The organism is Paenalicyclobacillus macrosporangiidus, assembly GCF_900116805.1.
Classification (GTDB): Bacteria; Bacillota; Bacilli; order Alicyclobacillales; family Alicyclobacillaceae; genus Alicyclobacillus_H; species Alicyclobacillus_H macrosporangiidus.
Window position 1 is genome coordinate 75,088 of the sequence record NZ_FPBV01000001.1, and the last position, 24,495, is coordinate 99,582.

Consider the following 24,495-nt stretch of genomic DNA (forward strand, 5'->3'; position numbering starts at 1 on the left):
AGCGGCTGGCCGGGGAAGGAGGAGACGCGCGGCATGCGGTGCAAGCCTTGGATGGGGTGGTTGCCAGTGGCGTTCGTCGCGGCAGCCATCTTGAATTTTGCGGCCGGGGCCGCCCTGGGCGGGCTGATGGCCTTCGTCCCGAGGTGGTGGGCGCCCCTGGGAATGGTTCACGGAGAGATCAATCCATACGGCTGGCTGACGATGCTCATCTATGGGATGACCTATGCCGTCTTGTCGGTGTCGGCCGGACTCCGGCTGCCCTGGCCATGGCTGGGCTGGCTGCAGTGGGGGCTGGCCGAAGCGGGGGTGCTGGCGGTGGTGATGGGCTTGGCTCTGCCGGCATCCGGGTTTCTGGTGGCCGGGCTGTGGCTCCAGGCCCTCGCGCCCACGCTGTTTCTCATCAACATTCTCTCTGCGGTCGCGGCCCGCCGGAAAGGCACGGGGGCGGGTGAAACGACGGTTCCGCGGGCACTGCGCTTCATGGCCAAGTCTCCCCGATTTCAGGCCACGGATAGAATTGGACGGCGGGGGACCGACATCGCCCTGATGCTGTTCGTCCCAGCCGTGTGGTGGGCGGCCCTCGGCGCCACCGCGGGACGGCCGGCGGACGGCCGTGCGCTGATGTTGCTCGTCGGGTACGGGTGGATCGCCGGGACCGTGTTGGCCGTGGCGATTCACCTGTACCCGCGGTTCACCGATGATGCGGGGGTGCCGCCCTGGACGGTCACGACCAGCCAGGGCCTGTGGTTGGCGGGCGTGGTGCTGGCCACCGCCGGCGCAGTCGCCTGGCCGCCCGCGCTGGCGGTGGGCCAACGACTGCTCGGCGTGTCGTTCGCGCTCACAGCGGGGGTGTATCTGATACGCCTGCCACGGCGGCGCAGGGATGCGGAAGACGAGCGGCGGCTGCCGACACACGCGGCGTGGGCGTGGGCCATCGCGTGGGGGTTCGCCGGCGTGCTCGGCCTGGCGCTGTGCGCGGGCCTTCCCCCGGCATCGCTGGCGGGGCTGCACCTGCTCTTCTTGGGATGGATCACGACCCTCGTCTACGCGGTCGGATACGCGCTGTTCCCTGTCCTGCTCGAGGTGTCGCCGCCATCGCCCCGGTGGGCGTTTCCCCAGATCATGGCGGCCGCTGTCGGGGCGCTGTGCATGATCCTCGCCTTCGGCGCCGGGGAAGTGTCCCCGCGTCCGGCATGGCTCGATGCTTGGACGAACGGCCTATTTGCGGCCGGCGGCTCCTTCACCTCGCTCGCCTTTGCCGCATTTGCCGCTGTTTGGCTGCGTGCCATCGTCTGTGATACGGTTCACACTCCAGAAGGCCCCGGAACCGGATAATGGACGTGGAAACTGCGCGGGACCACCGCGCGAGGGAGGCGATCCCCATGGATCGAAAGATCACCGTGCTCGACGTGCGGGAGATGCTGCGCGCCAAACAGGAACCGTTTCAGGTCATCATGAGCACCGTGGCCACCCTCGGGCCTGCGGACGTGTTCGAACTGCACGCCACGTTCCGTCCGGACCCGCTCATCCGCGTCCTCGGGAAACAGGGGTTTCACGCGGCCGTCGTCCAGGAGACGGAGGATCACTTCATCGTGCAATTCTATAAGGAAGACATCGATATCCCCGTGTTCCACCTCGACAATCGCGGGTTGGAACCGCCGCAGCCCATGGTGCGAACCCTCGCGTTCCTCGATGGGCACGAGGGGATGAAGACCGGTGAGCTGGCGCTGGAGATCTGGAATGAACGGGTACCCGCCTTTCTCCTCCCGGAGCTCGAGGAACGAGGCTTTTCCTACGAGATCCAGGACGAAGACCATGGAACGGTCCGCGTGCGGATCCGGAGGGCCGGTTGACGGGATGAGGAGGGACCCGTGATGGAGCGAGGAATGCCCGCAGGCGGTCCGGGCGGGCCGGTGACCAGCCAAGCCCCGCCCTTCACCGTCCCGATGCGCTACATGCTGTTGGGTATGGCTGGGTTTGTCCTGTTCGCGTTCGATCTCGTGGCCCAATCCATCCACCTGAGCGGTGGAGGCGCCTTTCTGCCACAGGTGGTCGCCCTCACCCATCTGCTGACGCTCGGTTCGCTGCTGTCGTTCATCATGGGTGCGGTCTACCAACTCGTGACTGTGGCGTTTTTGGTCCCCATCGCATCCGAGCGCTGCGCGCGCTGGAACTTTTGGCTCTACGCCGCCTCTGCATTCGGCCTGATTGGCAGCATGGCCATCTGGTCCCTGACCGGGCTGTTGGTCTTTGGATCGCTGGCGACGGTGTCGTTGTACGTGTACGCCATCCTCATCATCGTGTCGGTGTCTCGCTCCAGGATCCGCGGCCCGATGCTGTGGTTCGTGATCTCTGCCCACGTCTATCTGATGGCCGCGGTGGCGGCCGCCTGGTTGATGATTGCGTCCATCTCCGGACTCAGGTTGGGCGGTGTCTTCCCACAGCTCCTGGCCACGCACATCCTGTTGGCCCTGGGCGGGTTTTTCACGTTCCTGGTGATGGGGTTCAGCTTCAAGTTGCTACCGATGTTCACCCTGTCCCACGGCTTTGCGACATGGCGCCAGAAGTGGACATGGGTGCTGGCGCACGCGGCCGTGTGTCTGGCGCTCATCGGCATTTGGGCGCAGCGCCCCGCCCTCGAATGGGCCGGCGGTGTGGCGGGCTGGATGGCGTTCGCGAGCCTTCTGTTCGATATCCGCGAGATCTTCCGGAAGCGCCTGCGCAAGAAGACCGAACCGCCCACCCGCATGGTCGTCGTCGCCGCGGTGGCGGGCATGGCCGGCGTGTTGTGGATGCTGGTGCAGCTCGGTTCTGGGCGCGAACAGGATGGATGGCAGGGCGTCGTCACGTTCTACCTGCTCGGCTGGGTGGTTCTGACCCTCATGGGCTATGCGTACAAGATCGTCCCGTTCCTCATCTGGACCCAGCGTTACAGCGCCAAGGCCGGCCGAAACGCCGGAGCGGGCGACCGCCCTGGGCCGGGGATGCGGGCGCACACGGCGGGCAGCGCGCCGGACGCCGTGACGGCATCGCCGCCGGTGAAACCGCAGAAAGTCCCGGTCATCGCGGACCTGATTCAGTTGGGCCGGTCGCGGCCCGTCCTGCAGAGTTTCGCCATCGGCGTGATGGTGCTGTCCTTCAGTGGGGTGGCCAGGTTCACGGCGGGGGCGGTCGCAGGCAGCATCATGATTGCCCTGTCCGTCCTCGGGTTCATATGGCAGTTGCAACGTGTGGTCGATCCGAAGCAAGTGGCGAAGGAGTTGAGGGGACATGATTGACCTCTGCGAGGTTCGCGAGGCCTTGCGCCAGAACGTGTATGACCCGGAGATTGGGATCAACGTGGTGGATCTCGGTTTGATCTACGACCTCCAGGAGCCCGAGGAGGGGACCCTGTACGTCAAGATGACCATGACGACGCCCGGTTGTCCGGCGCACGACAGCATCGCGGAGGCGGTGGAATGGGCGGCGGCCCAAGTGTTCGGCGTGGCTGAGGTGAAGGTCGACGTGGTCTGGGACCCGCCGTGGTCGCCGGAGAGGATGTCGGAGGAGGCCCGGCAGCAGTTGTATGGGTGAATGGCCCGCCCCCGGACGCTTACGCGCCATCCTCGGGGCGCGGCCCGCCGATGGTGAGGACGTGGCGGAGAGAGAAGAACAGCACCGCCGCGCCGCCGCTTTGAAGGATGGCGCCCCCCCACGCCAGGACCCTCAAGAACTCTTCTGTGCCCGCCCCACTCCCCTTTCCCAGGGTGCTCACCATCCCCGGGTCGGCGGCGCCCGCCGCCATCACGGCGAAGCCGACCAACACACCCAGGCCGTACAGACCCATCGCCACTTTGGCCGGCCGAGCTGGCACCATGTCGTCGATGAGGGGCGCCGTCTTACGCTCAGGGCGCTTGCTGAAGCGGTACTCGAACCACAAGAAGGGCACCATCTTCTGCATGTACGCGAACATCAACGGCAGCAGCCCGCCGAACCAGAGCAGGTAGCCGCCCGGGAGCAACCAGCGGGCGGATCCTGCGGCCAACGCCGCCATCCCCCAGGCGACTCCGATGCCGAGGACGACGTTCACCACCGCCGCCTCGTACACCGGCGGCACGACCCGCCGGCGTTTGCTGGCCTTCCAGACGGCCCGCATGTCACGGCCGAAGGAGATCACGGCGGCGACGATGGCCAGTGCGGCGAGGATGCGCACCGCCACGCGCCATGCGGAGGGTGGGATCCAGGCGTCCGCCACGAGCAGCGCGGCGCCCGGGTAGAACAGCGCCAGGGTGCGGGCGAGCGAGGCGTGGTAGCCGTGGCTGATGACGAACATGGGGAAGAGCTTGTATGAGAAAACGAGGACCAATCCCACCCAGAAGGCCAACACGCCGAAGAGGACATGCGTCTGCACGACGGGATCGCCCACCCGGCCGGGAAGCCAGGCCTGCCACAGGCCGACCAGCAACACCCCGGCGAGGCCCGCGAGCGGCAGGACGAGCGCCCGGTGCACCGCCGTCTTGTTGCGCGCCCTGCGGTAGCTGGAAAGGACAAAGCCGAGGTAAACGGCCAGCGTGGCGAACAGCGCCGAGCCGCCCCATGCGACCACGCGCCCATTCGCGGTGAGAAAGCCTGTGACCATGGTCATCACGCTGGCGACGTGCAAGGGCAGATGCCACGCGAGGACGTGGCGGCCGACGGGGGGCGCCTGGAATGCGATGGGCACGATCTGATACAACACCCCGCAGGCGATGGTCAACATGACGCCGAGAAACAGCAGGTGGATGTCGGCGAGCGACTGGGGCGTCATGGTGTCGCCCGCAGCCCAATCCGGCAGGACCACACCGCCGGCGAGGAGGGCCGGGACGGAGAGGCCGAGGCCGGTCAACAGGTAGGACACCGTGGCGGAGAGCCGTTTTTTCGTCGACGTGATCATCTTGCCGCCCCCGGAGCAGGGATGAAGTGCCTGTGGGCCACACGCCCCAACGGAAATGTAGATGCAACCCGTCAGACGCGGTGTGCGCTGGATCACATTTGTTGCCAAACGGGTGAGGGGATAGTCCAACCGGAACTGGTCTGAGCAGAGCCCGCGTTCCCGCGACTGGGAGGACCTGTACCGCAACCGCTGGCGGTTCGACAAGGTGGTCCGTTCGACCCACGGCGTCAACTGCACCGGCAGCTGCAGCTGGAAGATCCACGTCAAGGACGGCATCATCGCGTTCGAGACGCAACAGACCGACTACCCGTCGCTGGGGGCGGACGTTCCGGAGTACGAACCTCGTGGTTGCCCGCGCGGCGCCAGCTTTTCCTGGTACGAGTACAGCCCGCTGCGCGTGAAATACCCGTACGTCCGCGGTGATCTGCTTGAGTTGTGGCGGGCGGAGCGCCAGGCGGGCCGCGACCCCGTGAGCGCCTGGCGGGCGATTGTGAGCGACCCGGACAAGCGGGCGCGCTACCAGCGGGCACGCGGTAAAGGCGGCCTGGTGCGGGCCACCTGGGAAGAGGTCACCGAGCTCATCGCCGCGGCCTGTATCGACACCATCCGGACGTACGGCCCCGACCGGGTGACCGGATTCAGCCCCATCCCGGCGATGTCCCAGGTCAGCTACGCGGGGGGCGCCCGGTTCTTGTCGCTGATTGGCGGGACCCTGCTCAGTTTCTACGACTGGTACGCCGACCTGCCCCCGGCCTCGCCGCAGATCTGGGGAGATCAGACGGACGTGCCGGAGAGCGCCGACTGGTACAACGCGTCGTACTTCATCATCTGGGGCACCAACCTGCCGATGACCCGGACGCCCGACGCACACTTCATGGTGGAGGCGCGGTACAACGGCACCAAGGTGGTCGGGGTGAGCCCCGACTACGCGGAGTACGTGAAGTTCGCAGACGAGTGGCTGCCGGCCAAGGCCGGCACCGATGCCGCCTTGGCGATGGCGATGACCCACGTCATGCTGCAGGAGTTTTACGCCGACAGGCCCACCGAGTACTTCGAGCAGTATGTCAAGCAATACACGGACCTTCCGTTCCTGGTGGTGCTTGAACCGCATGGGGACGGGTTCGTCTCGGGCGCGTTCCTGCGCGCCGCCGACCTGGGATTGGCCCCGGCCGATGCCTTCGGGGAGTGGAAGACGGTGCTCTGGGACGAGGTGACCGGCGCTCCCGCCGTGCCCAAGGGCAGCATCGGCTTCCGCTACGACGGTTCCAAGCAGTGGAACCTGAAACTGGAGACGGCGGACGGCCGGCCCGTCTCGCCGCGCCTGAGCTTCCTCGGGGACGCGGACGAGGTGAAGATGGTCCAGTTCCCGTGTTTTGAAGACCAGGGAGCCAAGGTGTTGGTCCGCGGCGTGCCGGCCAAGCAGTTGCGCCGGGCGGACGGTTCGGCGGTCTGGGTGACCACCGTCTTCGACTTGATGATGGCCCACGTCGGGGTGCGGCGCGGGTTGCCGGGGGAATATCCTGCCTCCTATGACGATCCCGTGCCGTACACGCCCGCCTGGCAGGAGGCCATCACAGGCGTCGACCGCAAACAGGCCATCAAAATTGCCCGCGAGTTCGCGGACAACGCCGCGCGGACCCGGGGAAAGTCGATGATCGCGCTGGGTGCCGGCACCAACCACTGGTACCACAGCGACATGATCTACCGCTCCATCATCAATCTGGTGCTGCTCACCGGTTGCCAGGGGGTGAACGGCGGCGGCTGGGCGCACTACGTCGGCCAGGAGAAGGTGCGTCCCCTGGAAGGCTGGTCGACGGTGGCCTTCGCGACGGACTGGGTTCGCCCGCCACGGCAGCAGAACGGCACCTCGTTCTACTACTTCGCCACCGATCAGTTCCGGTATGAGGAACTGGATACCGGGACTATCGGATCGCCGCTCGGCGGCCGGTTTCATCACCTGCATCCGGCCGACATGAACGCTTTGGCGGTCCGCCTCGGTTGGTTGCCCTCGTTCCCGCAGTGGACGGAGAACTCGTTGCAGGTGGTGGCCGAGGCGAAGGCGGCAGGCATGCAGACGCCCGCGGAGATCACCGCTCACGTCGGCGAACGCCTGGCCAAGGGGGAACTGCACTTCGCTATCGAGGACCCGGACAACCCGAACAACTTCCCGCGCGTGTTCTTCGTGTGGCGCTCCAATCTGCTGGGCTCGAGCTCGAAAGGCCACGAGTACTTCCTCAAGCACCTGTTGGGGACGGACGGCCACGTGCTCGGCGAGGAGTCGGCCTGGCGGCCGAAGGACGTCCGGGTGGCGGATCCTGCGCCGAAGGGCAAGGTGGACCTGCTCGTCGACATCGACTTTCGCATGACCGGGACCGCGCTGTACTCGGACATCGTGCTGCCGGCGGCGACCTGGTACGAGAAGCACGACCTCAGCAGCACCGACATGCATCCGTTCATCCACCCGTTCAACCCGGCCATCTCGCCGCCGTGGGAGACACGGACAGACTGGAACACGTTTGTCAACATCGCCGAGGCGTTCTCCCGATTGGCGAAGGAGCACCTGCCGGCCCAGGACGACATCGTGATGGCTCCGCTCAGCCATGACTCCGTCGACGAACTGGCGCAGACGGGCGGCAAGGTGCGCGACTGGAGAGCGGGCGAGGTGGAGGCGATCCCGGGCAAGACCATGCCGAAGCTCATCCTGGTGCGGCGCGATTACCCGCACGTGATCGACATGATGACCACGATGGGCCCCCTGGCGGAGAAGGGGTACGGCGCGAAGGGCATCACCATCTCCGGCGAGCGGGCGTACCTGGAGCTGGCCGAGCGCGTCGGCGTGTCGGACCGGGAAGGGCCCGGGTTCGGGCGGCCCGAGATCCGCACGGAATTGCAGGTGGCGGAGGCCATCCTCACCCTCTCCGGGACGACCAACGGGCACCGGGCGAGCGAGGAGTGGCAGGCGTTCAGCGAAATCACCGGTCTGGACGAAGTGCGCGGCGTGATCGCCGGCCATGAGCACACCGCGTACACCTTCGACGACCTGACCGCGCAGCCCCGCCAGGCGCTTGCGACTCCGGTCTGGAGCGGTCTGGAGGGGGAAGGGCGGCGCTACTCGCCGTTCACCTCGAACGTCGAATACCGGATTCCCTGGCACACCTTGACCGGACGCCAGCACTTCTACCTGGACCACGAGGTGATGCTCGACTTCGGCGAGGGACTGCCTTTGTACCGGCCGCCGCTCGGCGTCCTGCCCTTCCACCAGGGGGACCGGCCGGTGGATGGCGGCAGCGGCCGAACCTTAATGGTGCGCTACCTGACCCCGCACCAAAAGTGGGGCATTCACTCGACGTACACGGACAACCACCGGATGCTGACCCTGTTCCGCGGCGGGCAGACCATCTGGATCAGCGAGGAGGATGCCAAGCAGCTCGGCATCCAGGACAACGACTGGGTGGAGGTGTACAACCGCAACGGCGCCATCGCCTGCCGCGCGGTGGTGAGCCACCGGTTGCCCATGGGGATCGCCATGATGTACCACGCGCAGGACCGGACCGTCGGCGTGCCGGGCAGCGCCATCACCGGCGACCGGGGTGGCACGCACAACAGCGTGACGCGCATCATTCCGAAGCCCACGCACATGATCGGCGGGTACGCGCAGCTCAGCTACGGATTCAACTATTACGGCCCGACGGGCCATCAGCGGGACGTGATGGCCTTCATCCGGCCGCTCAAAGAGGTGAACTGGCTTGAGGATTAAAGCACAGGTCGCGATGGTGATGAATCTCGACAAGTGCATCGGTTGCCACACCTGCAGCGTCACCTGCAAGAACACCTGGACCAACCGCCCCGGCGTCGAGTACGCGTGGTTCAACAACGTCGAGACCCGGCCGGGTCCCGGCTACCCGCAGCGGTGGGAGGACCAGGAGAAGTTTCGCGGCGGTTGGACCCTCGAGGACGGCCGGTTGAAGCTGCGCGCCGGGGGCGCCATCTCGAAGCTGGCGAACATTTTTCACAACCCGGATCTGCCGACCATCGACGACTACTACGAACCGTGGACGTATGACTACGAGCATTTGACCCACAGCCCGAAAAAACGGCACCAGCCTACGGCCCGGCCGCGCTCCCTGCTGACGGGGGAGTTCATCGACAAACCCGAGTGGGGGCCGAACTTCGACGACGATCTCGCCGGCGGCTCCAAGGTCGCCGCCCGCGACCCGAACCTGCGGGAGATGGAGGAGCACGTGGCGTTCACCTACCAGCAGGCGTTCCTGATGTACTTGCCGCGCATCTGCGAGCACTGCCTGAACCCGGCCTGCGTGGCGGCCTGCCCCTCGGGGGCCATCTACAAGCGGGACGAGGACGGCATCGTGCTGGTGGACCAGGACGCCTGCCGGGGTTGGCGCTTCTGCGTCAGCGCCTGCCCGTACAAGAAGGTGTATTTCAACTGGAACACCCACAAGGCCGAGAAGTGCCACTTTTGCTACCCGCGCATCGAGGCCGGCCTGCCGACGGTGTGTTCGGAGACCTGCGTCGGGCGCATCCGCTACCTCGGCGTGCTGTTCTACGACGCCGACCGGGTGCGCGAGGCGGCGTCCGTCCAAGACGAAACAGACCTCTACCCGGCGCAGCTGGACGTGTTTCTGAATCCGCACCATCCCGCGGTCATCGCCGCCGCCCGCGAGGCGGGCATCAACGATGCGTGGATCCTGGCGGCTCAGAACTCGCCCGTGTACAAGATGGCGGTGGAGTGGAAAGTGGCGCTGCCATTGCATCCTGAGTACCGCACCCTTCCAATGGTGTGGTACGTGCCGCCCCTGAGCCCGATGATGACCCACGTCCGGGACGAGGATCAGATGTCCGCCGACGCCTACCTGTCCGTCGTCGAAAAGATGCGCATCCCGGTCCAGTACCTGGCGTCCATTCTGTCGGCGGGGGACGAATCGGTCGTGCGCAGGGCGCTCATCCGTCTGACCGCCATGCGGGCGTACATGCGCGCCAAGCGCGTGGGCGATCTCGACGGCACCCGTCTGCTGGCGGAATCCGGCCTGACCGTCGAGCAAGTGGCGGACATGGCCCGCCTGTTCGGGGTGGCGAAGTACAAAGAGCGGTTCGTCATCCCAACCGCGCCGCGGGAGGCGAACCCGGATTTGGCCTATGCGCAGGGCGCCTGCAGCTTGGAGGGCATCGCGCCGCCGGAGGGCGTGCTCCCGCCGGTGCGCCGATGAAGGGGAAAGGGAGGTCATGGCGATGGATCGCGCGGATCGGCTGAAACTGGCTTCCGTCCTGTTGGCTTATCCAGGAGACGATTTTCCCGCATGGTTGGAAGAGGCGGCACGCTTGGCGGAGGAGACGGCGGACGCGGAAGTGTCCGCCGCGGTCGCTGCCCTGAGGGCGATGCCGATGGCGGAGTTGGCGCGATGTTACGTGGCGACGTTCGACATGCAGGAGACGACCGCCCTGTACCTCACTGCACATGAGCTGGGGGACAGCCGGGAGCGGGGCGCGGCGCTCCTGCGCCTGCATGCCATGCTGCGGGCTGCGGGGCTGGAACCTGTCCGCGGCGAGCTGCCCGACTATCTGCCGCTGCTGCTGGAGTTTTTGGCCGCAAAGCCCGCGGGTATGCCGACCGAGGCATTGGAGAAGCGGCTTGGTACCGTTTGCCGCGCCATCGCGGCGCGGTTGGCGGCGACACATCCGTACCGCCCCTTGTTCGTCTTGGTGGCTGCATGCCTGCCGGCGCAGGACACGGATGCGCCGTCCCTGTCGCCGGTGTGGGACCCGGACGCCGAATCGGACGCGCTGCCATATCCGTTGGTCTATGATTAAGCCCGACGATTCTGGAAAGGCGGGAATTCCCCATGTCCCTGTTCTTGTGGGTGATTTATCCTTATACCGCGTTGGCGGTCTGTATCGTGGGCACGGTGTACCGATTTGTCCACGGCGGGCGCGGCTGGGGGTCCAAGTCCAGTGAAATCCTGGAGAAGCGATGGTTGCGGGCCGGGAGCCTGCTGTTTCACTGGGGGATGCTGTTCGTCATCGGCGGACACGTGATGGGCCTTTTGATCCCATTGCGTGTCTACGAGGCCCTCGGGGTGTCGACGGAGGCGTATCACCTGTTGGCCAACGTGGCGGGCGGTCTGGCAGGTCTCTCCGCGACCGCCGGGTGCCTGATCCTGCTGCTGCGCCGGATCTTCAATAAACGGGTGCGCCGCAATTCAACGCCGTCGGACTTCGTGGCGCTGACCCTGCTGTTGCTCGTCATCGGCCTCGGGACGGCGCAGACGGTCATCTACAACAACGTCGTCGGGCCCTACGAATACCGCTTAACCGTGGGCCCCTGGACGCGCGGCCTGATTCTTTTGCATCCGGACCCGCAGCGAATGGCCGACGTGCCGTTGCTCCTGAAGATCCACGTGGCGCTGACGTTCCTGCTGTTTGCCGTGTCGCCGTTCACCCGGTTGGTACACGTGTGGAGCGCCCCGTTGCGCTATCCGACGCGGGCTCCGATTCAGTACCGAGCGCGCTGGGGTTCCTTTGTCGATGATGTGCGGATGGTGCAAGGCGGCGAGGCATCACAGTCCATCCACAGTGGGTGACACGAGTCTCTGGACCCTCAAACGGACCGGCAGAGGGGCGCAGACGGCCGAATTCGTCTGCGAGCCTCGTCACGCATCCTCCGTCCGGGGAATGAATACGAACGGGATCGACTAGTCCGAATGGACCATGCGGACGGTACGGATGGCGCATTCTGGGGAGCTCTTGTGACCGGACGCACACGGGACGTTGGCGGCGGTTGGCACCATGACGGTGATGATCCAGTCATGTTCGCCGTGTGGCAAGGGAGGAATCACCGATGGACCCGTTGACCAGAACGTTGAAACGGGTGTTTCTCGTGGTGCTGGCCGCGTGCGTGGCCATCTTCATATGGGGGACCGTCAAGACCTACCAGGGCGCGCCCCCGATTCCGGACAAGGTCGTGACCGCCAGCGGCCAGGTCTTGTTCACTGACCAGGACATCGTCGACGGCAAGGCCGGCTTCCAGGAGGCCGACCTGATGGACTACGGCACCGTGTACGGTAACGGATCGTATTTCGGGGAGGACTACACAGCGCTGCTGTTGCACCAACTGGCCACCGAAATGATGGACCGCTACGCCGAGGCCCAGTACCAGAAGCCATGGAGCCAGTTGGACAAAGGGCAGCAGACGGACATTCAGGACCGGGTGACCGCGGAGCTGCAGCATCCGAACCTGAAGGACGGGGTGCTGACGGTATCGGACACGGAGGCGGCGGCGATGCGGGACGTGCTCCAACAGACGCAGCAGGACCTGCTCAAGACGGACCCGGCGACGGGCTACAGCGCGCCGAGCGCGCTCGATGGCGCGAGAGCCGCGAAGGTGGCCGACTTCCTGATGTACACCGCATGGACGGCGGTGGCGCATCGGCCGGGCCTGGATTACTCGTACACCAACAACTGGCCGTACGATCCACTGGTCGGCAACACCCCGACAGCCGCCACGTTCACTTGGACCTGGGCGTCCATCGGCTTCCTGCTCGCCGGGATCGGGGTGACGGTGTGGTTTTACTTCGCGAAGGTCGCCGATCCGCTCGACGAGTTCGGCGAGATGGCCATCCGCGGGTTTCCCGAGCTCACGGTGAGCCAGCGCAAGACCGGCAAGTTCTTCGTAACGGTGGCGATCCTGTTCCTGATCCAGATCGGGGCCGGAGGCATCATGGCCCACTACTACTCGGACCGGGCCAGCTTTTTCGGCATCAATCTGCTGAACATCCTGCCGTTTAACGTACTCAAGGCGGTGCACATCCAGACGTCCATCTTCTGGATCGCCATCGCCTGGATTGGGGCCGGGGTGTTCCTGGCGCCATTCATCAGCGGCAAGGAGCCGCGCCACCAAGGGAAACTGGTGGACATCCTGTTCGGGGCCGTCTGGCTCGTGGGCCTGGCCACCCTGTTCGGCCTGTACGCAGGCATCAAGGGGTGGCTCCCGGGCAACAGCTGGTTCTGGTTCGGCAACCAAGGGTTGACGTACCTGCAGTTGGGCCGCTTCGACCAGCTGGCGCTGTTCGCAGGGTTGATTCTGTGGGTGTGGATCCTCGGCCGAGCCCTGTGGCCGGCGCTCAAGCGCCAACGGGGACTGGGCAGCCTGGAGCACCTGTTGCTGTACTCCGGCATCTCCATCGCGGCCATGTACGTGTTCGGGATGTTCCCGGTGACCTGGATTATGAACTCGTTCACCCTCACCGACTTCTGGCGCTGGTGGGTGGTGCACCTGTGGGTGGAAGGCACCTTTGAGTTCTTCACCGTGATCGCCGGCGCATACCTGCTGGTGGCGCTGGGGCTGGTCTCGCGCAAGACCGCGGAGCGGGCCACGTGGTTCGAGTTGATCCTAGTCTTCATGGGTGGCATCGTCGGCACCGGCCACCACATGTACTGGGTCGGCGAGCCGTGGATCTGGCTGAGCCTCGGCAGCATGTTCTCGTTCATCGAAGTGATGCCGCTGCTCTTGATGATCGTCGAGGCCATCGACAACCGGCGGCGCATTCAGGCGGCGCGCGACTTCAAGCACCGGGTGGCCCTGACGTACATCATGGGGGCTGGCGTGTGGAACTTCTTCGGTGCAGGCGTCCTGGGCGGGCTCATCAACGCCCCGCTCATCAACTACTACGAGCACGGCACCTTCCTGACCTTGGCGCACGCGCACACAGCCATGTTCGGCGCCTTCGGCCTGTTGGGCCTGGGGCTGGTGTACTTTGCCGTCCGGTACTTTGTCGGCGACGCCCATTGGTCGGACCGGCCGCCCCTGGTGGCGTTCTGGTTGTACAACATCGGGATGGTGCTGTGGTGCCTGTTGAATTTCTGGCCGATCGGCTTTGAACAACTGGCCGCCGTATACACCCACGACTACGTGTTCGCGCGCAGCATGGCGTTCTACAACACCACGACGCTGTGGCAGTGGCTGCGCTTCCCGGGCGACATCTTCTTCACGGCCGGTGCGCTTTTGATGTCCTTCGACATCGTACTTAAGCTGCGCACGGCCCGCCGGGCCCGGCAACGCGTGCCGCGAGGGAAGAACGTGGCGGCGTAAAGGAGGGAATCCGTGTGATTCCAAGCGGAACGCCGGTGGATCGAAAAACCCTGTTCATGCGTGACTTCGCGCAAAATCCGTTCATCGCCATTTGGGAAGTGACGCGCGCCTGCCAGTTGCACTGCCTGCACTGCCGCGCGAAGGCCCAGCGGCACCGGCACCCGTTGGAACTGACGACGGAGGAGGGCTGCCGGTTGATGGACCAGATTGCCGAGATGGACCGGCCGCTGCTGGTCTTCACCGGGGGCGATCCGCTGGAGCGAGAAGACCTGTTTGATTTCATCCGGTATGGGCGTGAGCGGGGGATGGAGGTGGCGATGACCCCCAGCGCGACCCCGCGCGTGACCAAGGAGGCGCTCCTGCGCGCAAAGGCAGCGGGCTTGGCCCGCTGCGCGTTCAGCCTCGACGGATCCACCCGGGAGGTGCACGACCACTTCCGGGGAACGCGCGGGAGCTACGACCTGACGGTCGGGGCGCTCGGGATGCTGCGGGAGATCGGGATGCCCATTCAGGTCAACACCACGGTGTCCCGCTACAACCTGGAGGATCTGCCGCATATTGCCGACGTGGTGGAGTCGTTCGGCGCCACGTTGTGGAGCGTCTTTTTCCTCGTGCCGACCGGGCGGGCGAGGGCGCAGGACATGATCGACGCGGACGAGGCGGAGCGGGTGATGGAATGGCTGTGGACGCAATCCCAGGTGCGTTCCTTCGACGTGAAGACCACCGCCGCGCCCCACTATCGGCGCGTGGTTTTGCAGCACCGTACACGAGGAGACGGCGGACCGCCGGGCACGGACCTGGCCCGGTGCGTTCCACCCGTTGGAGGGGTGGACTTCGCAGCGGGTGGCCCGGGACTTCGCGCTCCCAGAAGCGTCAACGACGGCAACGGGTTTGTGTTCATCTCGCACACGGGGGACGTGTACCCGAGCGGATTTCTGCCGGTGGTGGCCGGGAACGTGCGCCAGACCCGCTTGGCCGACATCTACCGGCACAGTCCGGTCTTTCGACAACTGCGCGACCCGGCCCTGCTCAAGGGCAAGTGCGGTGCCTGCGAGTTCAAGGCCGTGTGCGGTGGATCGCGCGCCCGCGCCTATGCGGTGACGGGAGATTTCCTCGAAAGCGATCCAGCGTGTGCGTACGCGGGATCGAGTTGCTGAACGGCGTTAAAACTGGTAAACCAGTCAATAGCCGATGTGGACAGTGTATGTCTGCGACGCAGGCGTGAAAGGGGCGTGCTGTGGTTGGTGAACACTTCGCTGAAGCAGGTGCACATCGATGATGTGGCGTTGTCCGATCTGCGCCAGTTGGCTATCGGCGCGTTCGCTCCCCTCAAGGGATTCATGGAGGAGGCCGATTATGATTCGGTCTGTGATCACATGCGATTACGTGACGGTTCACCGTGGCCAATCCCGGTGACGTTGCCGACCTCCTCGGACATCGCCGCCACTTTGCATCTGGATGAACGAATTGCGCTCATTGGGCCCGATGGCCGGATGCACGGTACGCTGACGGTGACCAGCATCTACAAGCCTGATTTGGAACGGGAAGCCCATCGTGTTTACCGGACCAACGACCTCCGGCATCCCGGTGTGAAGCGGTTGTTACAACGCGGTGACGTCTATCTGGGTGGTCCCGTGGAACTCCTCGTCCCGGACGATGATCCCCTGTTCGCCCCGTACCTGTTCACTCCCGAGCAGACGCGCGCCGAGTTCGCCCGGCGCGGCTGGAAAACCGTCGTCGGTTTCCAAACCCGAAATCCCGTCCACCGTGCCCACGAGTACATTCAAAAATGCGCTCTCGAAACCGTTGACGGGCTGTACTTGAACCCGTTGGTCGGCCCCACGAAACAGGACGACATCCCTGCGCCGGTACGCCTCAAGGCATACCTGGCCATCTTGGAACACTATTATCCCCGTGACAAAGTGTTCTTCGGCGTCTACAAGGCTGCGATGCGTTACGCCGGTCCGCGCGAGGCCGTGATGCACGCGCTGGTACGCAGGAACTTTGGTTGCACGCACTTTATTGTCGGGCGCGATCACGCGGGTGTGGGTGACTACTACGGTCCCTACGACGCGCAGCATATCTTCTCGGAGTTTGCTCCAGGTGAACTGGGTATCACGCCGGTCTTTTTCGAAAACGCGTTCTACTGCAAGGCGTGCAGCGGCATGGCCACGTCCAAGACGTGCCCGCATGGGGACGACCAACGGATCATCCTCTCCGGTACCAGGGTGCGCCAGATGTTATCGGAGGGAATCGCGCCGCCGCCGGAATTCAGCCGGCCAGAAGTGGTCAAGGTTCTGATGGCGTATTATGCGCAGCGCACCTGACGCAAAGCGTCTGAAACCGGAAAACATTGCGGGGGATGTTTGAAAACCAAACGATGACTCATCAAAAGGCAGGGGAAATGGGATGGCGGCAACCATCCTCATCGTCGACGATGAACCGATGGTGATTGATGTCATGCGCCCGTTCTTCGAACGGGAAGGCTTTACCGTATACACGGCAGCCAGCGGACCGGAGGCCTTGGAGCGGGCCGAGGAAGTCCATCCGGATCTGTTGATCTTGGATTGGATGCTGCCTGGGAAAAGCGGTCTCGATGTGTGCAAAGAGATTCGCGGCTCTTCCCGCAAGGTGGGAATCATCATGTTAACGGCCCGGGCGGACGAAACCGACCGAGTGTTGGGATTGGAGATGGGCGCGGATGACTACATTCCCAAACCGTTCAGCTTTCGTGAGCTACTGGCTCGGGTCCGCGCTGTGCTGCGGCGCATTGACGACAATTCGGGCGAAGAGGAGACGGGTGTCCTGTACCGCGGGGACTTGGTGATTGATCCGCAAAAATTTCAGGTCTGGAAGCGCGGTGAGGAGGTCTCCTTAACGCCCGCAGAATTTCAGATCCTGCAGACGCTTGCCGAACGTCCCGGCGTGGTCTACAGCCGGCTTCAGTTGTTGCGGGCCACGCTGGGCAACGCTTATCTGAATTACGAAAGAACGGTGGACAGCCATATCAGTCATTTGAGAAAAAAGATTGAGGACGATCCCGCCAATCCGCAGTACATTCAGACCGTACACGGAGTGGGCTATCGGTTTGGTGAATTCCGGTGAATGTTCGCAAAAAGGTGTTCCTTGCCATCGCGTCGCTGGTCATTTTGACGAGTCTCGCCTTTTTCACCCTTTCGCAGGGATACCTCTCCAACCTGTTTCGCCAGTACAGCGCCGCCGCCGCGGAGAGCGATGCCGAGCAGTGGGCGGAGATGCTGGAGTATTACTACCAGACCCACCATAACTCCTGGTGGGGTGTGGACCAGTACATCGCGACCATTCTCGGCGAGCACGCCATCACTGCGGGAGACGTTGTGTACATCATCATCTACGACCAGCACGGCGTGCCGGTGGTTCAAGTGGGCAGGAACCGGCGTAGCCGTACAGATACACCGCTGAGTGTGACCACCCAGTCCGGGATGGTGACCGTGCCCCTCGATGTCAACGGTCACCCCATCGGGTCCCTGCAGATCTGGGATCGTGCGATTGAACAACTGCACCGCCTTGAACAGACCGTCTTGCATACGGCCATGGTCGCCGCGATGTGGAGCACGGTCATCACGGCCGCCGTAGGGGTGATGATGGGCGCCTGGTTCGCACGCTGGACTACCAAACCGTTGCACAACATCATCCGTGGATTACGAAGACTCAAGGAGGGCGATTTAGAGACGCGTCTCCCGGCGTCATCCGCCGATGAGTTTGGAGAAGTGGCCCGCACCTTTAACGAAATGACGGACAGGCTGTCCAAGGCCGAACAGGCACGCAAACATCTGGTCGCCGACGTGGCGCATGAACTGCGCATGCCTTTAACCATCATACAGGGGCAGTTGGAGTTGATTCAACAAGGGGTCAAGCAGGCTCGCCCGGAAACGCTGTTGCCGATTTACGACGAGGTCGTGCGGCTGTCCCGCCTGGTGGAAGATCTGCACCAGTTGAGCTTGGCCGAAGTCGGGAAACTGTCCCTGGTCTTGCAAACGGTCGATCCCGTGGATCTGATTGAAGGGATTGCGAATCACTTCGACATGGAATTTGAGGAACGAGGGATTCGGTTTTCCCTGCTGAAGGACGTTTCGGACGGGGTTCGCATCCGCGTCGATCCGGATCGCATCACGCAGGTCGTGGTCAACCTGCTTGGCAATGCCATCCGCTACACGCCCTCCGGGGGAACTGTATCGCTGAGGCTGTATGACTCCTCGACCGAGTTCTGTTTGGAACTGGCGGATTCCGGTCCCGGCATTTCAGCGGCCCACCTGCCACACGTGTTCGACCGTTTTTACCGTGCAGATGATGATCGCTCGCGCGAGACCGGAGGCACCGGGTTGGGGTTGGCCATCGCGAAGGAATTTGTGGAGGCGCACGGCGGCCGCATATCGGCAGAGAGCGAACCTGGCAAGGGCTCGGTCTTCAAGGTCTGTCTGCCTGTCGTCGACACGGCCGAGAATCCAGGAACCCGTTCCCCCAGTTGAAGCGATTGGAAAATAATATATACTCCACAAAATCTCCAAATCCAGTCCACACCTCCTCCACCAATTTGCGTTTTGGCGCAAGTACCATAACGAACGTGGCAACCCGCAGCGCTCCCGTGCTGGCAAGGACAGACCCATAGGAGCAAAGGCTACATGATACCCAATTTCTTTATCATTGGAAGCGCTAAAGCCGGAACCAGCTCGTTACAGCAGTACTTGAGCCAACATCCTCAAGTATTCATGAGCGCCATCAAGGAGCCCCATTATCTGTGTGCGGAGCACTTTCCGCCGAAATTCACCGGTCCTGGTGACGAAGGGTTCAGTGAGCATATCACTCGCACCCGTGAACAATACCTGAGTTTGTTCGCAAAGGCGGACGGATATCGAGTGATTGGGGAAGCTTCTGTTTATTACCTGAGCTTCCCTTCCACCGCACAGCGGATCAAGGAACTCAACCCGGCGGCGAAACTGGTGGCGGTGTTGAGGAATCCCGTCGACCGTGCCTTTTCGGCATATCTGCACACGGTTCGCGATGGCCGGGAAACCCTGACGTTCGAGGAAGCCCTCGCGGCTGAACCGGATCGAAAGCAACGGGGCTATCAACCCTTGTGGTGGTATCGTGAAATCGGCCTGTACAGCAAAGGCGTGGCGGAGTACCTGCGCGTGTTCGGACCGGATCAAATCAAGGTGTATCTCTATGAAGACCTCAAGAACATCGCTCGGGTGTTGCACGAGATTTTTCACTTTATGGGAATCGAGCCGCTGACCATCGATACGTCCATTCGGTACAACGTTTCGGGAATACCGAAGTCAAGGTTCCTGTACACGTTTTTTGCCCAGCCGAATTGGTTCAAGAATGCGTTGAAACCCTTGTTCCCCACCGCTTTGCGGCAGCGTTTGGGGCATCGGGCAAAGGCGTTGACCCTGCGCAAGGTTGAGATGCGGCCCGAGACCAAAAGGGAACTGCAGGAGTACTACAGGGACGATATCCTCGCACTGCAGGAGCTTCTGCATCGCGATCTGTCGCACTGGTTAACGTAGTCTCATGTACCCGTGCCGCCGACTCCGGCCCGTGCGAATTTCATGCCATTCGAAGGGATTTGAGGCGAAGTGGGAGAGAGGTACATTGTGCCCTATCAAGGTACGATTGGCAGAACGGAACGGGAGCGACTGCATGGACACAAGGGCATGTGCATTTGGTTCACAGGATTGTCCGGGTCGGGCAAGTCCACGCTGGCCAGCCGCGTCGAGGAGGAGTTACACCGCAGGGGCGTCTCCACATATCTCCTGGATGGAGACCATTTGCGACGCGGGTTGAGCGCTGACCTTGGGTTTTCCGACCAGGACAGGCGCGAACAAATTCGGCGCGCCGCGCACGTGGCACGGTTGTTTGTCGATGCCGGCATTGTCGTTTTGTCGGCTTTCATCTCCCCATTCGAGGCAGAACGGGAAATGGCGCGGGCCCAGTTTGATCCCGACTCGTTTGTGGAGGTATTTGTGGACTGTCCGTTGGAAGTGTGCGCACAGCGTGATCCAAAGGGCCTGTACGTCAAGGCCAGACAGGGCGTGATCCCGCAATTCACCGGCATTTCTTCCCCGTATGAAAGACCGCTTTCACCGGACGTGACCGTCGAGACGGCGAAGCTGTCTGTGTGTGAATGCACGGGCCGGATTCTGGATGCGGTCATTCCGCGCCTGCGCCACGATTCCTCGTTGGGCATCACTTGAATCCGGTCGTCCGCTGGTTGCATCCCGCCCGCTCCACTAAGATGTCCGCAAAACATGCTTGATGTGCCGCGGCTTCCCGGATGTCCGGGAAGCTTTTTTGTCGTACGGGGGGACTAGTCCGTTCAGGTGACACCGGGTGGTTCAAATCACCGTGTTCAGAAAGGTCCGTTCAGATCTGCAGCCAGACGCCGAATTCTTGGATGATGAGAGCAGGAAAGCACAATGCCTTCCAAGGGCCCGAACCGGAAGGAGATCGCACCCATCCCGCAAGGGCCGTTTTGAAAGGAGGGTGACGAAGATGAAAAAGATTGTGCTGGCGACCGATGGATCCCCGTCCGCACACAAGGCGGCAGACATGGTCAACCACCTGTGCAGTGCCTGGCCGGATACGGAGGTCGTCGCCGTCTACGTGTCACCGGAGTTGCCGTATCCGTACGCCATGTCGCTGGAGGACTACCGCCGCGAGGAGAACCTGTACGCGCTCGACGTGCGGCAGGACCTGATGCAACACCTCACGCCGGCGGTGCGGCCGTCCGTCACGTTCCGCCACATGTTCGGGGATCCGTGCCGCTGCATCTGTGAGGTGGCAGAAGAGGAGACGGCGGACGTCGTGGTGATGGGATCCAACGGCAAGGGGGTACTGGATCGCCTGCTGATGGGCAGTGTCAGCCGCGGCGTGGTCGACCGATCCAAGGTGCCCGTGCTGGTGGTCCGCGCCAGTTGAGAGGAGGACGCACGATGCTGCACATGGTGGTCTGCATCAAGCAGGTGCCAGACAGCCGCGAGATCCGGATTGATCCCAAGACGAATACGCTGATTCGCCAAGGCGTCCCCGCCATCGTCAATCCGTACGATTTGAACGGTGTCGAAGCGGCCTTGCAGATTAAGGAACAGGTCGGCGGACGGGTCACCGTCATCACCATGGGTCCGCCTTCGGCGGACAAGGCGTTGAAATCGTGCGTGGCGATGGGGGCGGACGAAGGGATCCTGATCAGCGATCGCGCTTTCGCCGGCGCCGATACGCTGGCCACCTCCTACGTGTTGGCGAAAGCGATTGAGAAGGCCGGAGCGCTGTGGGGGGCACCGGGCATCGTCTTCTGCGGCAAGCAGACCCTGGACGGGGACACCGGTCAGGTGGGGCCGGGCATCGCCTGCCGTCTCGACTACGAACAGTTGACGTACGTCGAACACATCGAATCGGTGGACGTGGAGCGCGGCGTGGTGGTGGTGCATCGCCATCTGGAGGACGGGGTGGAGCGCATCCGGGCGCCGTTGCCGGTGTTGATCACGGTGGTGTCCGAGATCAACAAACCGCGCCGCGCTAGCCTGCCAGGCCTGCTGCGCGCGCAAGCCTACCAGCCCATCGTGTGGTCGACCGCAGATTTTGAGGATCTCGACCGCAGCAAGATTGGCCTGCGCGGGTCGCCCACCATCGTGTCGAAGACGTGGGTGCCCGAACCCCGGCAGGTGGATACCGAATTTTTGCGCGGCACACCCGCGGAGGTCGCGGGTCGGCTCACCCCGGTGCTGTTGGAACGCCTGCGCATGACCCAGGGCGCCTGAAGGAGGGATGGCAGATGGCAGAGACCAAACGAAAGCCGGCGGTCGGGCTGCAACCCGAGGGGGACGTGGACTGGTCGGCGTACCGCGGGGTCATGGTGGTCTTGGAACAGCGCCGCGGCAAGGTGGCCAAAGTGTCGTGGCAGCTGCTCGGGGAGTCGAGGAGGCTGGCGGACAAGTTGGACGCTCCGCTGATGGCGCTGGTCATCGGGCACGACGTCGAGGATATCGCCCGTCAGGCCATCGGGTACGGGGCGGAGCGCGTCTACCTGTGCGACGCGCCGGAGCTGGCCGACTACCGCACGCGCCCGTACAGCCGAGTGTGCCTGCACGTCATTCGCACCGTAAAACCGGAGATCGTCCTGTTCGGGGCCACCTATACGGGGCGCGATCTCGCCGGCGCCATCGCGACGCACCTTCCGACCGGGCTGACGGCGGACTGCACCCAACTGGACGTGGACGACAACCGGCTCCTTTTGGCCAGCCGCCCGGCCTTCTCCGAGAAGATGGTGGCGACCATCCTGTGCAAGCAGTTCAAGCCCCAGATGGCGACGGTCCGCCCCGGGGTGTTTCAGGCCCTCCCCTTCGACGAACGGCGGATGGGAGAGATCATCCGCGTGACGCCCCCGCTGGATCCGGGCAGCATCCGGACCGAGGTGCTGGGGTTTGTCGAAGCTGTCAACCGGGTCAACCTGGAGGACGCCGATGTCATCGTCGCCGGCGGTCGGGGCGTGGGCGGCAAGGCCGGGTTCGAGTTGCTCGCGCAGCTCGCGGCAGCGCTGGGTGGCCAGGTCGGCGCCTCCCGCGCCGCGGTGGACCTGGGTTGGATCAGCCACGACCACCAGGTCGGCCAAACCGGCACCACGGTTCGGCCCAAGGTCTACATCGCCGCCGGGATCTCCGGCGCCGTACAGCACGTCGTCGGGATGCAGAACGCGGAGTTGATTGTCAGTGTCAACAAGGACCCGGATGCGCCGATCCACCAGATCGCCCATTATGCCATCGTCGGCGATCTGTTTGAGGTGATTCCGGCGTTGACCGAAGCCGTGCGAGCGGCCCGGACGAAGGAACACGTCCCGGTCGTGTGAGGGGAGGGGATGCGCGTGAGTGCACCGCGATTCGACGCCATTGTCGTCGGCGCCGGACCTGCCGGCAGCGTCGCCGCTTACACCATGGCCAGCCAAGGCATGCGCGTCGCGTTGATTGAACGGGGGGAGTTTCCGGGCGCCAAGAACGTGTTTGGAGGCGTCCTGTATCGCAAACCGCTGGAAGACATCCTTCCGGAGTTTTGGAAAGAGGCGCCCTTGGAGCGCAAGGTCGTGGAGCAACGCCTGTGGGTGCTCGGGAAAGACAGCGTCGTGAGCCTGGGGTACCGGTCGGCGCGGTTCAAGGAACCGCCCAACGCGTGGACGGGACAGCGCGCCAAGTTCGACGCCTGGCTGGCCGGCAAGGCGGAGCGCGCGGGCGCCATCCCCATCTATGAAACGGTCGCCACGAGCCTCATCCGTGACGGGGACAAGGTGGTGGGCGTCCAGACGGACCGGGAGGAGGGCGATCTCTACGCGTCTGTGGTCATCATCGCCGACGGGGTCAACTCCCTTCTCGCCAAATCGTTAGGGGTGCACCGGGAGTGGAAACCGGACCAGGTGTCCTTGGCGGTGAAGGAGGTGCTCGCCCTTCCCAAAGACGTCATTCAAGAGCGGTTCGGTGTGGAAGAGGGCGAGGGGGTGACCATCGAGCTGATTGGCGAGACCTGCGGCATGGCCGGACTCGGGTTCCTCTACACCAATCAAGATACGCTCTCCATCGGAGTCGGCGTCATGGTGAGCGACCTGCAGAAGAAGAAGGTCAAACCGTACCAGGTGCTCGATAGCATCAAGCAGCATCCCGAGATACAGCGTCTCATCGCCGGGGGAGAGACGAAGGAGTATGCGGCGCACCTCATCCCGGAAGGCGGATTCGACGCCATGCCGCCTCTGTCAGGGGACGGCTGGATGATCTGCGGTGACGCGGCGCAGATGGTCAACGCCGCGCACCGGGAGGGGACGGACCTGGCGATGTTGTCCGGCCGCCTGGCGGGAGAGACCGCGGTGGCCTGCCACGCCACAGGCGATTGGTCCGCCGGGGGCCTCGGAGCCTACACCCAGGCGGTGAAGGAATCCATCATCCATCGCGATTTGAAAAAATACCGCGGCCTGCACAGCCTGCTGTCGGGACCTCAGGCGGAGTTGCTGTTCGGTGCGCTGCCGCAGGCGCTGAACGACGCCGCGTACGAGATGCTGTCGGTGGACGGGGAGAGCAAGCGGGACAAACAAAAACGCGCCGCTGCGCTGTTGCGCGAGGCGGCCGGAGGAACGGCCGGGCTCATCGGCATCGGCTGGCGGGGATGGAGGGCGATGAACGGATGAGTATCGAGAATCGTCTGTACGCGGTTCGCTACCGGGTCGATGACAAGAGCCACCTGACCATCCGCGACCAGGCCGTTTGTCAGACGTGCCCGACCAGGGCGTGCGAGTGGTTTTGTCCCGCGGATGTGTACGCGTGGGACGAGGGCGAGGGGCGCATTCTCGTCGCCTATGAGAACTGCCTCGAGTGCGGGACGTGCCGCATCGCCTGCGCCGAGCACAACATCGAGTGGACGTATCCGACAGGCGGCTATGGCATCGCCTACAAGTTTGGTTGAT

19 protein-coding genes and 3 pseudogenes are annotated in these 24,495 nt (G+C 63.9%); 21 read left to right on the forward strand and 1 reads right to left on the reverse strand.

The genetic code is table 11. The features are described 5' to 3' along the window. Nucleotides 1–33 precede the first annotated feature (33 nt). Genes BM357_RS00325 through BM357_RS00340 form a run of 4 tightly spaced genes read left to right on the forward strand, consistent with a single transcriptional unit; the run spans nt 34 to nt 3,573 of the window. Nucleotides 34–1,335, forward strand: a complete 1,302-nt coding sequence (locus BM357_RS00325) for a hypothetical protein (RefSeq protein ID WP_074948490.1) — start codon at nt 34–36, stop codon at nt 1,333–1,335. 47 nt (nt 1,336–1,382) lie between these two features. Beyond that, nucleotides 1,383–1,853, forward strand: coding sequence for a DUF2249 domain-containing protein (locus tag BM357_RS00330; protein WP_074948492.1), 471 nt, complete (start codon nt 1,383–1,385; stop codon nt 1,851–1,853). A gap of 21 nt (nt 1,854–1,874) precedes the next feature. Beyond that, entirely contained in the window at nt 1,875–3,278 is a 1,404-nt protein-coding gene (locus tag BM357_RS00335; RefSeq protein WP_074948494.1) for a hypothetical protein, read from the forward strand. Then, a complete protein-coding gene (locus BM357_RS00340; RefSeq protein WP_074948496.1) occupies nt 3,271–3,573 on the forward strand; it encodes a metal-sulfur cluster assembly factor in 303 nt (100 codons plus the stop codon). Before BM357_RS00335 ends, BM357_RS00340 begins: the two co-directional genes overlap by 8 nt. Nucleotides 3,574–3,592: 19 nt before the next feature. Here the strand turns inward: BM357_RS00340 and BM357_RS00345 are convergent, their stop codons facing one another. Next, nucleotides 3,593–4,912 carry a hypothetical protein gene (locus BM357_RS00345; RefSeq protein WP_074948498.1) on the reverse strand — a complete coding sequence of 440 codons (1,320 nt, stop codon included), beginning with the start codon at nt 4,910–4,912 and terminating at the stop codon, nt 3,593–3,595. Nucleotides 4,913–5,039: 127 nt separating this feature from the next. Between BM357_RS00345 and BM357_RS00350 the strand changes: the two are divergent. The 17 genes and pseudogenes from BM357_RS00350 to BM357_RS00425 form a co-directional block, all read left to right on the forward strand. Further along, a pseudogene (locus tag BM357_RS00350) lies at nt 5,040–8,669 on the forward strand (nitrate reductase subunit alpha); the annotation flags it as partial. Next, on the forward strand, nt 8,659–10,137 hold the full coding sequence (narH, locus tag BM357_RS00355) for a nitrate reductase subunit beta (protein WP_074948500.1): 1,479 nt from the start codon (nt 8,659–8,661) through the stop codon (nt 10,135–10,137). The pseudogene BM357_RS00350 and the gene narH, both read left to right, overlap by 11 nt. Before the next feature lie 22 nt (nt 10,138–10,159). Beyond that, on the forward strand, nt 10,160–10,738 hold the full coding sequence (narJ, locus tag BM357_RS00360) for a nitrate reductase molybdenum cofactor assembly chaperone (protein ID WP_074948502.1): 579 nt from the start codon (nt 10,160–10,162) through the stop codon (nt 10,736–10,738). Between the two features lie 32 nt (nt 10,739–10,770). Then, on the forward strand, nt 10,771–11,508 hold the full coding sequence (gene narI, locus BM357_RS00365) for a respiratory nitrate reductase subunit gamma (protein WP_074948504.1): 738 nt from the start codon (nt 10,771–10,773) through the stop codon (nt 11,506–11,508). A gap of 257 nt (nt 11,509–11,765) precedes the next feature. Next, a complete protein-coding gene (locus BM357_RS00370) occupies nt 11,766–14,015 on the forward strand; it encodes a nitric-oxide reductase large subunit (RefSeq protein ID WP_074948506.1) in 2,250 nt (749 codons plus the stop codon). 56 nt (nt 14,016–14,071) lie between these two features. Then, on the forward strand, nt 14,072–15,172 hold the full coding sequence (locus tag BM357_RS00375) for a TIGR04053 family radical SAM/SPASM domain-containing protein (protein ID WP_074949185.1): 1,101 nt from the start codon (nt 14,072–14,074) through the stop codon (nt 15,170–15,172). A gap of 75 nt (nt 15,173–15,247) precedes the next feature. Beyond that, on the forward strand, nt 15,248–16,342 hold the full coding sequence (gene sat / locus BM357_RS00380) for a sulfate adenylyltransferase (protein ID WP_245783774.1): 1,095 nt from the start codon (nt 15,248–15,250) through the stop codon (nt 16,340–16,342). Nucleotides 16,343–16,424: 82 nt separating this feature from the next. Continuing rightward, entirely contained in the window at nt 16,425–17,120 is a 696-nt protein-coding gene (locus BM357_RS00385) for a response regulator transcription factor (protein ID WP_074948508.1), read from the forward strand. A gap of 518 nt (nt 17,121–17,638) precedes the next feature. Continuing rightward, a pseudogene (locus tag BM357_RS20610) lies at nt 17,639–17,743 on the forward strand (HAMP domain-containing protein); the annotation flags it as partial. After that, nucleotides 17,741–18,523: pseudogene (locus tag BM357_RS20615) on the forward strand (HAMP domain-containing sensor histidine kinase); the annotation flags it as partial. The pseudogenes BM357_RS20610 and BM357_RS20615, both read left to right, overlap by 3 nt. 153 nt (nt 18,524–18,676) lie before the next feature. After that, nucleotides 18,677–19,564 carry a sulfotransferase family protein gene (locus BM357_RS00395; RefSeq protein ID WP_074948512.1) on the forward strand — a complete coding sequence of 296 codons (888 nt, stop codon included), beginning with the start codon at nt 18,677–18,679 and terminating at the stop codon, nt 19,562–19,564. Nucleotides 19,565–19,651: 87 nt separating this feature from the next. Continuing rightward, nucleotides 19,652–20,251 carry an adenylyl-sulfate kinase gene (gene cysC / locus BM357_RS00400; protein ID WP_245783775.1) on the forward strand — a complete coding sequence of 200 codons (600 nt, stop codon included), beginning with the start codon at nt 19,652–19,654 and terminating at the stop codon, nt 20,249–20,251. 298 nt (nt 20,252–20,549) lie between these two features. Next, nucleotides 20,550–20,975: a universal stress protein gene (locus BM357_RS00405; protein ID WP_074948516.1), complete on the forward strand. Its 426-nt coding sequence runs from the start codon at nt 20,550–20,552 to the stop codon at nt 20,973–20,975. Nucleotides 20,976–20,989: 14 nt separating this feature from the next. Beyond that, complete coding sequence (locus tag BM357_RS00410; RefSeq protein ID WP_074948518.1) at nt 20,990–21,814, forward strand: electron transfer flavoprotein subunit beta/FixA family protein; 825 nt, start codon at nt 20,990–20,992, stop codon at nt 21,812–21,814. Nucleotides 21,815–21,828: 14 nt separating this feature from the next. Next, nucleotides 21,829–22,899 (forward strand): electron transfer flavoprotein subunit alpha/FixB family protein, encoded by a 1,071-nt coding sequence (locus BM357_RS00415; RefSeq protein ID WP_074948520.1) that lies wholly within the window; start codon nt 21,829–21,831, stop codon nt 22,897–22,899. A gap of 9 nt (nt 22,900–22,908) precedes the next feature. Further along, complete coding sequence (locus tag BM357_RS00420; RefSeq protein WP_074948522.1) at nt 22,909–24,219, forward strand: FAD-dependent oxidoreductase; 1,311 nt, start codon at nt 22,909–22,911, stop codon at nt 24,217–24,219. After that, complete coding sequence (locus BM357_RS00425; RefSeq protein ID WP_074948524.1) at nt 24,216–24,494, forward strand: ferredoxin family protein; 279 nt, start codon at nt 24,216–24,218, stop codon at nt 24,492–24,494. The genes BM357_RS00420 and BM357_RS00425 overlap by 4 nt, the downstream gene beginning before the upstream one ends. Nucleotide 24,495 lies beyond the last annotated feature (1 nt).